This is a genomic window from Streptomyces sp. NPDC048392 (genome assembly GCF_043200575.1).
Lineage (GTDB): Bacteria > Actinomycetota > Actinomycetes > Streptomycetales > Streptomycetaceae > Streptomyces.
Window position 1 is genome coordinate 1 of the sequence record NZ_JBICYB010000043.1, and the last position, 13,403, is coordinate 13,403.

At 72.7% G+C, this 13,403-nt stretch carries 13 protein-coding genes and 1 pseudogene; 11 read left to right on the forward strand and 3 right to left on the reverse strand.

Translation table 11 applies throughout. The features are described 5' to 3' along the window. From ACGFYH_RS33020 to ACGFYH_RS33035, 4 genes and pseudogenes are all read left to right on the forward strand, one after another. Positions 1-163: pseudogene (locus ACGFYH_RS33020) on the forward strand (4-hydroxy-3-methylbut-2-en-1-yl diphosphate synthase); the annotation flags it as partial. 97 nt (positions 164-260) lie between these two features. Further along, positions 261-1,109 carry a GNAT family N-acetyltransferase gene (locus ACGFYH_RS33025; protein ID WP_393806847.1) on the forward strand — a complete coding sequence of 283 codons (849 nt, stop codon included), beginning with the start codon at positions 261-263 and terminating at the stop codon, positions 1,107-1,109. Positions 1,110-1,170: 61 nt separating this feature from the next. Further along, positions 1,171-1,713, forward strand: coding sequence for a GNAT family N-acetyltransferase (locus ACGFYH_RS33030; RefSeq protein ID WP_393806848.1), 543 nt, complete (start codon positions 1,171-1,173; stop codon positions 1,711-1,713). Between the two features lie 73 nt (positions 1,714-1,786). Next, complete coding sequence (locus ACGFYH_RS33035) at positions 1,787-3,490, forward strand: proline--tRNA ligase (protein WP_393806849.1); 1,704 nt, start codon at positions 1,787-1,789, stop codon at positions 3,488-3,490. Positions 3,491-3,876: 386 nt separating this feature from the next. Here the strand turns inward: ACGFYH_RS33035 and ACGFYH_RS33040 are convergent, their stop codons facing one another. The 3 genes from ACGFYH_RS33040 to ACGFYH_RS33050 are packed head-to-tail and all read right to left on the reverse strand — an operon-like array spanning position 3,877 to position 5,840. Then, positions 3,877-4,776, reverse strand: a complete 900-nt coding sequence (locus tag ACGFYH_RS33040) for an aminoglycoside phosphotransferase family protein (protein ID WP_393806850.1) — start codon at positions 4,774-4,776, stop codon at positions 3,877-3,879. A gap of 39 nt (positions 4,777-4,815) precedes the next feature. Further along, positions 4,816-5,313 carry a ferritin-like domain-containing protein gene (locus ACGFYH_RS33045; RefSeq protein WP_393806851.1) on the reverse strand — a complete coding sequence of 166 codons (498 nt, stop codon included), beginning with the start codon at positions 5,311-5,313 and terminating at the stop codon, positions 4,816-4,818. After that, the gene (locus tag ACGFYH_RS33050; protein ID WP_393806852.1) at positions 5,310-5,840 is read right to left on the reverse strand and encodes a hypothetical protein; all 531 of its coding nucleotides are present in this window, start codon (positions 5,838-5,840) and stop codon (positions 5,310-5,312) included. Before ACGFYH_RS33050 ends, ACGFYH_RS33045 begins: the two co-directional genes overlap by 4 nt. 248 nt (positions 5,841-6,088) lie before the next feature. Here ACGFYH_RS33050 and rimP point away from each other — a divergent pair, with 248 nt between their 5' ends. The 7 genes from rimP to truB all read left to right on the forward strand — a co-directional run bounded on the left by rimP (position 6,089) and on the right by truB (position 13,228). Then, a complete protein-coding gene (rimP, locus tag ACGFYH_RS33055) occupies positions 6,089-6,604 on the forward strand; it encodes a ribosome maturation factor RimP (protein ID WP_393806853.1) in 516 nt (171 codons plus the stop codon). A 2-nt stretch (positions 6,605-6,606) separates the two neighbouring features. Further along, the gene (gene nusA / locus ACGFYH_RS33060) at positions 6,607-7,653 is read left to right on the forward strand and encodes a transcription termination factor NusA (protein ID WP_393806854.1); all 1,047 of its coding nucleotides are present in this window, start codon (positions 6,607-6,609) and stop codon (positions 7,651-7,653) included. A 102-nt stretch (positions 7,654-7,755) separates the two neighbouring features. Then, complete coding sequence (locus ACGFYH_RS33065) at positions 7,756-8,037, forward strand: YlxR family RNase P modulator (RefSeq protein ID WP_393806855.1); 282 nt, start codon at positions 7,756-7,758, stop codon at positions 8,035-8,037. Between the two features lie 174 nt (positions 8,038-8,211). Continuing rightward, positions 8,212-11,337, forward strand: coding sequence for a translation initiation factor IF-2 (gene infB / locus ACGFYH_RS33070; RefSeq protein ID WP_393806856.1), 3,126 nt, complete (start codon positions 8,212-8,214; stop codon positions 11,335-11,337). 152 nt (positions 11,338-11,489) lie between these two features. Continuing rightward, positions 11,490-11,783: a DUF503 domain-containing protein gene (locus tag ACGFYH_RS33075; RefSeq protein WP_197925641.1), complete on the forward strand. Its 294-nt coding sequence runs from the start codon at positions 11,490-11,492 to the stop codon at positions 11,781-11,783. A 69-nt stretch (positions 11,784-11,852) separates the two neighbouring features. After that, on the forward strand, positions 11,853-12,326 hold the full coding sequence (gene rbfA, locus ACGFYH_RS33080) for a 30S ribosome-binding factor RbfA (RefSeq protein WP_393806857.1): 474 nt from the start codon (positions 11,853-11,855) through the stop codon (positions 12,324-12,326). Next, positions 12,323-13,228, forward strand: a complete 906-nt coding sequence (gene truB, locus ACGFYH_RS33085; RefSeq protein WP_393806858.1) for a tRNA pseudouridine(55) synthase TruB — start codon at positions 12,323-12,325, stop codon at positions 13,226-13,228. Before rbfA ends, truB begins: the two co-directional genes overlap by 4 nt. Positions 13,229-13,403: the final 175 nt, after the last annotated feature.

Below are 13,403 nucleotides of genomic sequence, written 5' to 3' on the forward strand. Positions count from 1 at the left end.
CGGCAACGGCAAGGGCCAGATCTTCGTCAAGGGCGAGGTCATCAAGACCGTCCCCGAGTCGAAGATCGTGGAGACCCTCATCGAGGAGGCCATGAAGATCGCCGAGCAGATGGAGAAGGACGGCGTGACCTCCGGCGAACCCTCCGTCTCCGTCGCGGGCTGATTCGCCCGCCGCTGCCGCGTCGCCCTGGGGGCGGCGCGGCATATTTGCGGCAGGTACAGTGCGGAGACCAGCAGATCTCAGGGTGAGGCCCCCGCACGTGTTGACGCAGACCACCTCCCGCGTGCTCGAACCGAGCGACCTGGACGCCGCGCTCGCCATCCTCGACCGCGACCCGGTCGCGAACGCCTTCGTCGCCGCCCGGGTGCAGATCGCCGGACTCGACCCGTGGCGGCTCGGCGGCGAGATGTGGGGCTGGTACGAGCACGGCATGCTGACGTCCCTGTGCTACGCGGGCGCCAACCTCGTCCCCATCGGCGCCACCCCCCGCGCCGTCCGCGCCTTCGCCGACCGCGCCCGGCGGGCCGGCCGCCGCTGCTCCTCGATCGTCGGCCCCGCCGACCAGACCGCCCAGCTGTGGCGCCTGCTCGAACCCGGCTGGGGTCCGGCCCGCGAGGTCCGCACCCGCCAGCCCCTCATGGTCACCGACCGCACGCCCGACGACATCACCCCGGACCCCTACGTCCGCCGCGTCCGCAAGGACGAGATGGAGCGGGTCATGCCGGCCTGCGTGGCGATGTTCACCGAGGAGGTCGGGATCTCCCCGATGGCAGGCGACGGCGGCCTGCTCTACCAGGCCCGGGTCGCCGAACTCGTCGGCTCCGGCCGCGCCTTCGCCCGCTTCGACGCCGACGGCAAGGTCGTCTTCAAGGCCGAGATCGGCGCCGCCACGGACCGCGCCCTCCAGATCCAGGGGGTATGGGTGGCCCCCGAGTACCGCGGCAAGGGCCTGGCGGTGCCGGGCATGGCGGCGGTCCTGCGCTACGCCCTCGCGGAGGTCGCCCCGGTGGCGAGCCTGTACGTCAACGACTTCAACACGGCGGCGCGACGGACGTACCTGAGGGTCGGTTTCCGGGAGGTCGGCGCGTTCATGAGCGTGCTGTTCTGAAGCGCGCGGCAGCGCGGTGGCCCCGGCCCGCGACCGACAACCCCCCTGTAGGCTCCCCGGCATGGACCTCGTGATCGGCCCACTGGACCTCTCCGCGCACGTGGACGAGGCCCTGGCCGTCCAAGCCGCCGCGTTCGGCCTCGGCCCCGACGAGGTGGCCGTCCGCCGTCAGATCGTCCTGCGCCACATGACCCACCCGGGCGCCAGAGCCCTCGGCGCGACCGACCGGGGCCGTCTCGTCGGCTTCGTCTACGGCATGCCCAACGACCGCGCCCACTGGTGGTCCACCGTCGTCGAGCCCTGCCTCCGCGCCGCGGGCACCGACGCCTGGCTCGACGACTCCTTCGTCATCACGGAACTCCACGTCCACCCGGCCCACCAGAACCGCGGCGCGGGCCGCGCCCTGATCACCACGATCACCGACAGCGCCACCCAGCCCCGCTCGATCCTCTCCGCGATCGACACCGACAGCCCCGCCCGCGGCCTCTACCGCTCCCTCGGCTACCAGGACCTCGCCCGCCAGGTCCACTTCCCGAGCGCCCCCAAGCCGTACGCCGTGATGGGCGCCCGCCTCCCCCTGCGCAGGCCCACGGCCGGTCGATAACCGATTTCCACCGCACCGGACCACCCGGCTAACCTCCTAGCACCACCCTTACGCAGCAGGAGACACGAGAACCATGGCCAACGCACCGGTCCAGCGCATGTCGAAGTTGATGGCGAAGACGCTGCGCGACGACCCGGCGGACGCCGAGGTCCTCAGCCACAAGCTGCTGGTCCGCGCCGGCTACGTGCGCCGCACCGCCGCCGGCCTGTGGAGCTGGCTGCCGCTCGGCAAGAAGGTCCTCGGCAACGTCGAGCGCATCGTCCGCGAGGAGATGGACGCCATCGGCGCCCAGGAGGTCCAGCTCCCCGCCCTGCTGCCGCGCGAGCCGTACGAGGCCACCGGCCGCTGGGACGAGTACGGCCCCGAGCTGTTCCGCCTCCAGGACCGCAAGGGCGGCGACTACCTCCTCGGCCCCACCCACGAGGAGATCTTCACCCTGCTGGTGAAGGACCAGGCGTCCTCCTACAAGGACCTGCCGGTCATCCTCTACCAGATCCAGAACAAGTACCGCGACGAGGCCCGCCCCCGAGCCGGCATCCTGCGCGGCCGCGAGTTCCTGATGAAGGACTCCTACTCCTTCGACGTCGCCGACGAGGGCCTCGCCGAGTCCTACGCCCTGCACCGCGCCGCCTACCAGCGCATCTTCGAGCGCCTCGGCCTCGACTACCGCATCTGCGCGGCCACCGCCGGCGCCATGGGCGGCTCCAAGTCCGAGGAGTTCCTCGCCCCCGCCGAGGCCGGCGAGGACACCTTCGCGGACTGCCCGAACTGCGACTTCGCCGCCAACACGGAGGCGATCACCTACGCGCTCACGCCGGTGGACGCGACGGACACACCCGCCGCCGAGGACATCCCGACCCCCGACACTCCCACCATCGAGACCCTCGCCGCCTCCCTCGGCGTCCCGGCCTCCGCCACGCTGAAGAACCTGCTCGTCAAGGTCGACGGCGAGATCGTCGCCGTGGGCGTCCCCGGCGACCGCGAGGTCGACCTCGACAAGGTCGAGGCACACTTCGCCCCGGCCGCCGTCGAGCTGGTCACCGCCGAGGACTTCGTCGGCCGCCCCGACCTGGTCCGCGGCTACGTCGGCCCCCAGGGCCTGGGCGACAAGGTCCAGTACATCGCCGACCCGCGGGTGGCGCCGGGCACCGCGTGGATCACGGGCGCCAACAAGGAGCACACGCACGCCAGGAACGTCGTGGCGGGCCGTGACTTCGAGGTCGACGCGTACGTCGACGTGGTGGTCGTCAGGGAGGGCGACCCCTGCCCCAAGTGCGGCACCGGCCTCAAGCTGGACCGCGCCATCGAGATCGGCCACATCTTCCAGCTGGGCCGCAAGTACGCCGACGCCCTCAAGCTCGACGTCCTCGGCCAGAACGGCAAGCCGGCCCGCGTGACGATGGGCTCCTACGGCATCGGGGTCTCCCGCGCGGTGGCCGCCCTCGCCGAGCAGCACGCCGACGACAAGGGCCTCGTCTGGTCCAAGGAGGTCGCCCCGGCCGACGTCCACGTCGTCGCCGCGGGCAAGGCCCTGCAGACCGAGCTGGCCGTCGAGGTCTCCGAGAAGCTGGCCGCCGCAGGCGTCCGGGTCCTGGTGGACGACCGCGCCGGAGTCTCGCCCGGTGTGAAGTTCACCGACGCGGAACTCATCGGCGTCCCCCGGATCCTGGTCGCCGGCCGCCGCTCCGCCGAGGGCGTCGTCGAACTGAAGGACCGCCGCACCGGCGAACGCGAGGAACTCCCGGTCGAGGAGGCCATCGCCCGCCTCACCGGCTGACCGCCTGGGGCGCCCGCCTCACCGGCTGACCGTCCGGGGCGCCCGCCTCACTGCCCGGGGCCGAGGGGGCGGGCGCAGCAGCCCGGCACGGCCGGGTGCCGCCGCGCCCACCCGTTCCGCTCCGGGGTTCTCCCAGGCCGTTGACGCACGCGGAGGCACGACTGCTCGCCAGGTCCTGTCGTCGAACCCGCACCGTCGTCGCCCGGAGGGACCGCGGGCCCCCACCGCACACCCCCACCGCACCCGACACAGGCGCCGCAGACATAGCACCCCGTCGTGCTACCGCCGGGGGCGGTGCCGCAGTGCCCCTGCTACCGCCGGGGCGGCGCCACAGCACCCGCGCCACCGCCGGAGGCGGCGCAGGCACAGCCCCGCCCCCGCCAGGCTCACAGCCAGCCCGCGAACTCCAGCAGCAGCTCCGCGTCCTGCTCCCGCCCCACCCGGCGGGCCCGCACCCCCGACTCGACCGCCCGGAACAGCGTCCAGCCGCGCAGCCGCTCCTGGTCGACCTCCAGCGACTCCGCCAGCCGCTTGATCCGCCGCCGGGTCGTAGCGGCGCCCGAGGGCTGGGCGATGAGGTCCTCCACCCGGTCCCGCACCAGCCGCGCCAGATCGAAGGCGCTCTCGCCGACCACCGGGTCGGGTCCCACCGCCAGCCACGGCATCCGGTCTCCGGCGAGCACCTTGCTCTGCCGGAACGTGCCGTGCAGAAGCCGCTGCTCCCCGGGGGCGGCCAACAGCTCCGCGCGGACCGCGAGCGCGGCGTCGACCAGCGGCGCCACCTCGGAGTCGGCCGCCGCTCCCGCCCGCATGGCCTCGGCCTGCCGCCCGGTCCGTTCGGCCACGGTCTCGAAGGGGTGGGAGGCGGGCGGCTCCACCCACAGCCGCCGCAGCGTACCCGCGGCCTCCAGCAACGCCTTCGCCTCCGGCAGCGACCGCACCGACACGTCAGGATGCAGCCGCTCAAGGAGCAGCACACCTTCGTCGGCCGACTCTCCCCGCAGCTGTACGGCGCCCCGCCCGCCCCAGTGGGCCAGCGCGGTCCGCTCGCTCTCCGGACGGGCGCGGCGCGGGGCCAGCTTCAGCACCGCGGGTGTCCCCTCGGCCGTCCGCACCAGGACCACCAGGCTGCTGCGCCCGCCGGGCACCTGCACCCGCTCCACGGTCAACTCGCGCGCCGCCACGGCCCGCTCCGCCGCTTCGGGCAGCTTCGCCAGCCAGTCGTCACCGTCCGGTGCCGTCTCGCCGCGGGCCCTGATCAGACGCCGCGGCGGTTCGAAGACCATGCGCGAGCCGTTCCCTTCCCGTACGGAAAACCGTACGCGTTACGCAGTCGGTGTCGCCGTCGCCGGCTCCGAGGCCTCCGGAGCGGGACCCCGCCCGGACGGCGTACCGGCCCGCTCGGCGAGCCCAGGGAAGGCTACGCTCCCTCCCCGCCAGCGCACCGCGCGGACCGCCGCCTCGCGGAGCGCCCCGGCCGCGGCGGCCCGCCCGTCGCCCCCGGCCGCCCGCACCAGGTCCGAGCAGACCCCCGCCACCCGGTCCTCCAGCTCGGCCGCCAGCCGGACCGCCGCCGCCGAGTCCGGCACCGGGAAGGGGAGCGCGTACCCCGCCGCCGCGGCGACCGGTTCCCCTCCGAGGTCGCGCACCTCGCGCGCCAGAGAGTCCCGTCGAGCCCGGTGCGCGTCGTACGCCGTTCGAGCCTCGGTGCGCCGTTCCTCGCCGATCCGCCCGCCGACGACCCCGTAGCCGTACACGGCCGCGTGCTCCGCCGCCAGCGCCGCCTGGAGGGCGCCCAGCCGCCGGTCCTCCGCCTTGCTCACCTGTCACCCTTCGTCAGCAGAAACACGTGCGCCGCCCCGGCCGCCGCCACCGACGCCAGCAGCCGCGCCGACTCACCCGGCACCTGGAGCAGCGCCGCGGCCCGCCGGTCAGCCAGCTTCCGCTCGGCGCCGGCGAGCAGGGCCAGGGCGTCCCTGGCGTCCGCCGGCACGGCACCGGAGTCGTCCGCCGGTCCGGCGGCCCGCGCGGAGGCCGACGGCGACGCCTTCGGCGATGCCGCCCGCACGGCGCCGAACGCCTCCGCGTGCCGTACGACCTCCTCCCGCAGCGGCCGCAGCCGCTCCGCAAGCGCGGGATGCGCGGTGATCACCGCCGTGTACCGCTCGGCCAGGTCCTCGCTGTCCCGGGCCGCACGCGCGCGTGCCCGGTCGTCGGCCGACGGGTCGGCCCCCGGGCCGGAGCCCGGGCCCCCGGTACAGCCGGCGAGCAGGGCGGCCCCGGCGGCCGACGCGAGCAGGCTCCTTCTGCGCGGGCCCCGGGACGGGCGCGGAGATGCGGAAAACGACACGGCAGACGTCCTCGAAGGCTCGTACGGAACCGACGGCAGAGCGGCGGCAAGCGGCGGCAGAGCGACGGGCGACGCGGCGGGAACCCGCGGTGGTGCCTGCCCGTGATCACGGTACCCGTGCCCCGGCCGGGCACCACTCATCGGCACCGCCGACCCGGGTGGACGGCAACACCCCCTGCGACCGGATACCCTTTCACCAGACACGCGCCCCATCCCACAACAGCACACGCGGCCGAGGAGTCACCCGGATGAGCACCACCCAGAGCGAGAGGCTGCGAGAGCTGCTCGAGCCGCTCGTCGCCTCCCAGGGACTGGACCTCGAGGAACTCGCGGTGGACTCGGTCGGCCGCAGGCGTGTGCTGCGCGTGGTCGTCGACTCCGACACCGGCGCGGACCTGGACCGGATCGCCGATGTGAGCCGCGCGCTCTCGGCGAAGCTGGACGAGAGCGACGCGATGGGCGAGGGGGAGTACACCCTCGAGGTCGGCACCCCGGGCGCGGAGCGCGCCCTCACCGAACACCGCCACTACGTGCGCGCCACCGACCGCCTGGTGCGGTTCCAGCTGCACGAGGCCGGCGAACTGGTCGCCCGCATCCTCGGCGTGGACGAGGACGGACTCGACCTCGAAGTCCCCGGGGTCAAGGGCCGCAAGGCCGCCACCCGCAGAATCTCCTTCGGCGACATCGACAGGGCACGCGTCCAGGTCGAGTTCAACCGCAAGGACACCAAGAACAGCAACACGACGGAAGAGGAGGAGGCGTAGCCGTGGACATCGACATGAGCGCCCTGCGGGGCTTGGTGCGGGAGAAGGAGATCTCCTTCGACCTGCTGGTCGGAGCGATCGAGTCGGCCCTCCTCATCGCCTATCACCGCACCGAGGGAAGCCGCCGGCACGCGCGCGTGGAGCTCAGCCGGGACACCGGTCACGTGACCGTGTGGGCGAAGGAGGACCCCGACGACCTCGAGGAGGGCCAGGCGGCCCGAGAGTTCGACGACACCCCGTCCGACTTCGGCCGCATCGCCGCCACCACCGCCAAGCAGGTCATCCTGCAGCGGCTGCGCGACGCCGAGGACGACGCGACGCTCGGCGAGTACGCCGGCCGTGAGGGCGACATCGTCACCGGCGTGGTCCAGCAGGGCCGCGACCCGAAGAACGTGCTGGTCGACATCGGCAAGCTGGAGGCCATCCTGCCGGTGCAGGAGCAGGTGCCGGGCGAGACCTACCCGCACGGCATGCGGCTGCGGTCCTACGTCGTCCGCGTGGCCAAGGGCGTGCGCGGCCCGTCCGTGACGCTGTCCCGCACCCACCCCAACCTGGTGAAGAAGCTGTTCGCCCTGGAGGTGCCGGAGATCGCCGACGGGTCCGTCGAGATCTCCGCCATCGCCCGCGAGGCCGGCCACCGCACCAAGATCGCCGTGCGCTCCACCCGCTCGGGTCTGAACGCCAAGGGCGCCTGCATCGGCCCCATGGGCGGCCGGGTCCGCAACGTCATGGGCGAGCTGAACGGCGAGAAGATCGACATCGTCGACTGGTCGGACGACCCGGCCGAGATGGTGGCGAACGCGCTTTCCCCGGCCCGTGTCTCCAAGGTGGAGGTCGTGGACCTGGCGGCCCGCTCCGCGCGGGTGATCGTGCCGGACTACCAGCTGTCGCTGGCCATCGGCAAGGAAGGCCAGAACGCCCGGCTCGCCGCCCGGCTGACCGGCTGGCGGATCGACATCCGGCCGGACACCGAGCACCCGTCCGACCACCCTGCCCCCCGGTCCTCGGAGCGGCCGTCGGAGCGGTCGTCCGGCGGCCGCGGGGAATAGATCCAAGCCGCACGGCGCTGAGATCACGACAGCTTTGCGTGCGGTACGTGTTCGATTCTTGCCCCGAAGGGGTGAGGTCGGTCCGGGGAGGTAGACTAAACGGTGTCTGGCCGGACACGCACCCGAGCCTGCCCTGAGCGCACCTGTGTGGGGTGCCGGGAGCGAGCGGTCAAAAGCGAGCTGTTGCGCACTGTGGCGGTCGAGGGTCACTGCACCCCTGATCCACGCGGTACGCTGCCCGGCCGGGGTGCGTACGTACACCCCGCACCGGTCTGTGTCGACCAGGCAGTGCGCCGCAAGGCGTTCCCACGGGCGCTCCGCGTCCCGGGACAGCTCGACGTAAAGGCGTTGCGCCACTACGTCGAGCGGGCACAAGGTTGCTGAAAGCAGCATGTAGGCAACGTGGTAAGGAAGACATGCCGCGCGGAACCCCGTGCGGCCTGGTACCTCGCGAGTCGAAAGCAGGTCGAGATTGCGATGAGCACTCGATGAGTACGCGATGAGTACGCCCATGAACTAGCGACGGTCCGGACGCAACCCGGACCTCAGAGGAGCGAAGTGGCTAAGGTCCGGGTCTACGAACTCGCCAAGGAGTTCGGTGTCGAGAGCAAGGTCGTCATGGCCAAGCTCCAGGAACTCGGTGAGTTCGTCCGTTCGGCGTCTTCGACGATCGAAGCGCCCGTAGTACGCAAGTTGACAGACGCCTTCCAGCAGGGTGGCGGAAACGGCCGGTCCGCCGGTCGCCCCGCGGCCCCGAAGAAGGCTGCCCCCAGGCCCGCCGCGCCGTCCCCGGCGCAGACGGCCCGTCCGGCCGCCCCGCGGCCGCCGACCGCACCCAAGCCCGCGGCTGCCCAGCAGCCCGAGGCCGCGCCGGCTCCCGAGCCTGCGCCGTCCCAGGGCCAGTCGCAGAGCCAGCCCCAGGGGCAGCGCCCGACGCCGGGCCCGAGGCCCGCGCCGCGTCCGGCCCCGGCCGCGCCGGAGTTCACCGCTCCGCCGGCGGCTCCGGCGGCTCCGGCGGCTCCTGCCGCTCCTGCCGCTTCGGCCGCTCCCCCCGCCTCGGCTCCGGCTCCGTCCGGTCCGAAGCCCGGCGGTGCGCGTCCCGGTGCCCCCAAGCCCGGCGGCGGTCGTCCGTCCGGTCCGGGTCAGGACCGTGGCCAGCAGGGCGGCCAGGGCCGTGCCGGCGGCCAGCGTCCCGGCGCCCCGGCGCAGCGTCCCGGAGGCCGCCCCGGCGGTCCGCGTCCGGGCAACAACCCCTTCACCTCCGGCGGCAACGCCGGCATGGCGCGTCCGCAGGCGCCCCGCCCGCAGGGCGGCCCGCGTCCGGGCGGCCCCGGTGCTCCCGGCGGCGCTCCCCGTCCGCAGGGTCCCGGCGGCCAGGGCGGCGGTCCCCGCCCCCAGGCTCCGGGCGGCAACCGTCCGAACCCGGGCTCGATGCCGCGTCCACAGGGCGGCGGCGCCGGTCCCCGTCCCGGCGGCGGCCCGCGTCCGAACCCCGGCATGATGCCGCAGCGTCCCGCTGCCGGTCCGCGTCCCGGCCCCGGTGGCGGCGGTCGTGGTCCCGGCGGTGCCGGTCGTCCCGGCGGCGGCGGTCGTCCCGGTGGCGGCGGCGGCTTCGCCGGTCGTCCCGGCGGTGGCGGCGGCGGTCGTCCCGGTGGCGGCGGCGGTTTCGCCGGTCGTCCCGGCGGTGGCGGCGGCTTCGGTGGCGGCGGCCGTCCCGGCTTCGGCGGTCGTCCCGGTGGTCCGGGTGGCCGTGGTGGCACGCAGGGCGCCTTCGGTCGTCCCGGTGGTCCCGCGCGTCGCGGTCGCAAGTCGAAGCGGCAGAGGCGCCAGGAGTACGAGGCCATGCAGGCCCCGTCGGTCGGCGGCGTGATGCTGCCTCGCGGCAACGGCGAAGCCATTCGCCTGTCGCGCGGTGCGTCGCTCACCGACTTCGCGGAGAAGATCAACGCCAACCCGGCGTCGCTCGTCGCGGTCATGATGAACCTCGGCGAGATGGTCACCGCGACCCAGTCCGTCTCCGACGAGACGCTCCACCTCCTCGCCGGCGAGATGAACTACACGGTTCAGATCGTCAGCCCGGAGGAGGAGGACCGCGAGCTGCTCGAGTCCTTCGACCTGGAGTTCGGCGAGGACGAGGGCTCCGAGGAGGACCTGGTCGTCCGTCCGCCGGTCGTGACCGTCATGGGCCACGTCGACCACGGCAAGACCCGACTGCTCGACGCCATCCGCAAGACGAACGTCATCGCGGGCGAGGCCGGCGGCATCACCCAGCACATCGGTGCCTACCAGGTCGCGACCGAGGTCAACGAAGAGGATCGCAAGATCACCTTCATCGACACCCCCGGTCACGAGGCGTTCACCGCCATGCGTGCCCGTGGTGCCCGGTCGACCGACATCGCGATCCTGGTCGTCGCGGCCAACGACGGCGTCATGCCGCAGACGGTCGAGGCGCTCAACCACGCCAAGGCGGCCGAGGTCCCGATCGTCGTCGCGGTCAACAAGATCGACGTCGAGGGTGCCGACCCGACCAAGGTGCGCGGTCAGCTGACCGAGTACGGTCTGGTGGCCGAGGAGTTCGGCGGCGACACCATGTTCGTCGACATCTCCGCCAAGCAGGGTCTGCACATCGACTCCCTGCTGGAGGCCGTGATCCTCACCGCCGACGCCTCGCTCGACCTGCGGGCCAACCCCGACCAGGACGCGCAGGGCATCTCGATCGAGTCCCGTCTCGACCGCGGCCGCGGTGCCGTGGCGACGGTCCTCGTGCAGCGAGGCACCCTGCGGGTCGGCGACACGATGGTGGTGGGCGACGCCTACGGCCGTGTCCGCGCCATGCTCGACGACAACGGCAACAACGTCGCCGAGGCCGGTCCGTCGACGCCGGTCCAGGTCCTGGGCCTGACCAACGTCCCGGGTGCCGGTGACAACTTCATCGTGGTCGAGGAGGACCGCACGGCCCGCCAGATCGCGGAGAAGCGCGCCGCCCGCGAGCGGAACGCCGCGTTCGCCAAGCGCACGCGCCGTGTGTCGCTCGAGGACCTGGACAAGGTGCTCAAGGCCGGCGAGGTCCAGCAGCTGAACCTGATCATCAAGGGCGACGCGTCCGGATCGGTCGAGGCTCTGGAGTCCTCCCTGCTCCAGCTGGACGTCGGCGAAGAGGTCGACATCCGGGTGCTGCACCGCGGCGTCGGTGCGGTCACGGAGTCCGACATCGACCTGGCGATGGGCTCCGACGCCATCGTGATCGGCTTCAACGTGCGCGCCGCGGGGCGTGCCGCGCAGATGGCCGAGCGCGAGGGTGTGGACGTCCGGTACTACTCGGTCATCTACCAGGCGATCGAGGAGATCGAGGCGGCCCTCAAGGGCATGCTCAAGCCGGAGTACGAAGAGGTCGAGCTGGGTACGGCGGAGATCCGCGAGGTCTTCCGCTCGTCCAAGCTGGGCAACATCGCGGGTGTCCTCATCCGCTCCGGCGAGGTCAAGCGCAACACCAAGGCGCGTCTGCTGCGCGATGGCAAGGTCATCGCGGAGAGCCTCAACATCGTGGGCCTGCGTCGCTTCAAGGACGACGTCACCGAGATCCGCGAAGGCTTCGAGGGCGGTATCAACCTCGGGAACTTCAACGACATCAAGGTCGACGACGTCATCGCGACGTACGAGATGCGCGAGAAGCCGCGGGTGTAATCACCGCGTCTTCCGGGATTGCCCGGTCCGGGGCCGGTCGGCGGAGCACAATATCCGTCGATCGGCCCCGGCCGTTCGTTGTACGGTTCAGATGCCCCCGCCCGTGGACCGCGGGGCCATCGATCCCGGACCGGCGGGTGAACCGGTTGCACATGTATGTGGGGACGCTGTCCTTCGACCTCCTCCTCGGCGACGTACATTCGCTGAAGGAGAAGCGCTCCGTCGTCCGCCCGATCGTCGCCGAACTCCAGCGGAAGTACGCGGTGAGCGCGGCGGAGGTGGAGCACATGAACCTCCACCGCCGGGCGGTCGTCGGGCTGGCCATGGTGTCCGGTGACGCGGGCCACCTCAGCGACGTGCTCGACCGGTGCGAGCGGCTGGTGGCCGGCCGCCCCGAGGTGGAGCTGCTGTCCGTCAGGCGGCGCTTCCACGGCGGCGACGACTGACCAGAGCACGCAGTTCACGCAGAGCACGACGCAGTTCACGCGAGAGAAGAAAGAACGGGAGACGGACCAGTGGCCGACAACGCGCGGGCGAAAAGGCTGGCGGACCTCATCCGAGAGGTGGTGGCCCAGAAGCTGCAGCGCGGGATCAAGGACCCGCGGCTCGGCTCGCACGTCACCATCACGGACACCCGGGTCACGGGTGACCTGCGGGAGGCGACCGTCTTCTACACGGTCTACGGGGACGACGAGGAGCGGCAGGCCGCCTCCGCCGGCCTGGAGAGCGCCAAGGGCATCCTGCGCTCGGAGGTCGGCAAGGCGGCGGGTGTGAAGTTCACGCCGACCCTGACCTTCGTCATGGACGCCCTCCCGGACACCGCCCGCAACATCGAGGACCTCCTCGACAAGGCGCGGCAGTCCGACGAGAAGGTGCGCGAGGCGTCCGCGGGCGCCGCGTACGCGGGTGAGGCGGACCCGTACCGCAAGCCGGACGAGAACGAGGACGAGGCCGACGAGGCCGACGAGACGGACGACACCGCTAAATGACCGAGAAGCGCACCACGCCCGACGGCCTTGTCATCGTCGACAAGCCGTCGGGCTTCACTTCGCACGACGTCGTCGCCAAGATGCGGGGCATCGCCCGCACCCGGCGCGTCGGGCACGCCGGCACGCTCGACCCGATGGCGACGGGCGTCCTGGTCCTCGGCGTGGAGCGGGCGACCAAGCTCCTCGGGCACCTCGCCCTCACCGAGAAGGAGTACCTGGGCACCATCAGGCTCGGGCAGACGACGCCGACCGACGACGCCGAGGGCGAGATCACGGGGTCGCGGGACGCCTCGAAGGTCACCCGGGACGCGATCGACGCCGGCATCGCCAAGCTGAGCGGCGACATCATGCAGGTGCCCTCCAAGGTCAGCGCCATCAAGATCAAGGGCGTGCGCTCCTACAAGCGGGCGCGCGAGGGCGAGGAGTTCGAGATCCCCGCCCGCCCCGTCACGGTCTCCTCCTTCGCGGTGTACGACGTCCGGGACACCGTCGCCGACGACGGCACCCCGGTCCTCGACCTGGTGGTCTCGGTGACCTGCTCCTCCGGCACCTACATCCGGGCACTGGCCCGTGACCTGGGCGCAGACCTCGGCGTCGGCGGGCACCTCACGGCGCTGCGCCGCACCCGCGTGGGCCCGTACAAGCTGGACGGCGCCCGGACCCTGGACCAGCTCCAGCGGGAGCTCACCGTCCTGCCCGTCGCGGACGCGGCCGGCGCCGCCTTCCCCCGCTGGGACGTGGACGTCAGGCGCGCCCGGCTGCTCACCAACGGCGTACGGCTGGAGATGCCCGAGGAGTACACGGACGCCGGTGCCGTCGCCGTCTTCGATCCCGAGGGGCGCCTCCTCGCGCTGGTGGAGGAGCACAGGGGCAAGGCGAAGAGCCTGGCCGTCTTCGGCTGAGCCGGCACGCCGTCACGATCCGCCCGTGGAGCGGCGACCACGGGGAACTCCACTGTCGCCGCTCCACGGTCCCCCCTCGGTTCCCCCACCTCCTAGGGTGTATCCAACCCACCCCTTCTGTTCACCCGTCCGGGCAGGCGCTCGGAGTGAACCGGGGGAGTGGAAGGGGGCGCGT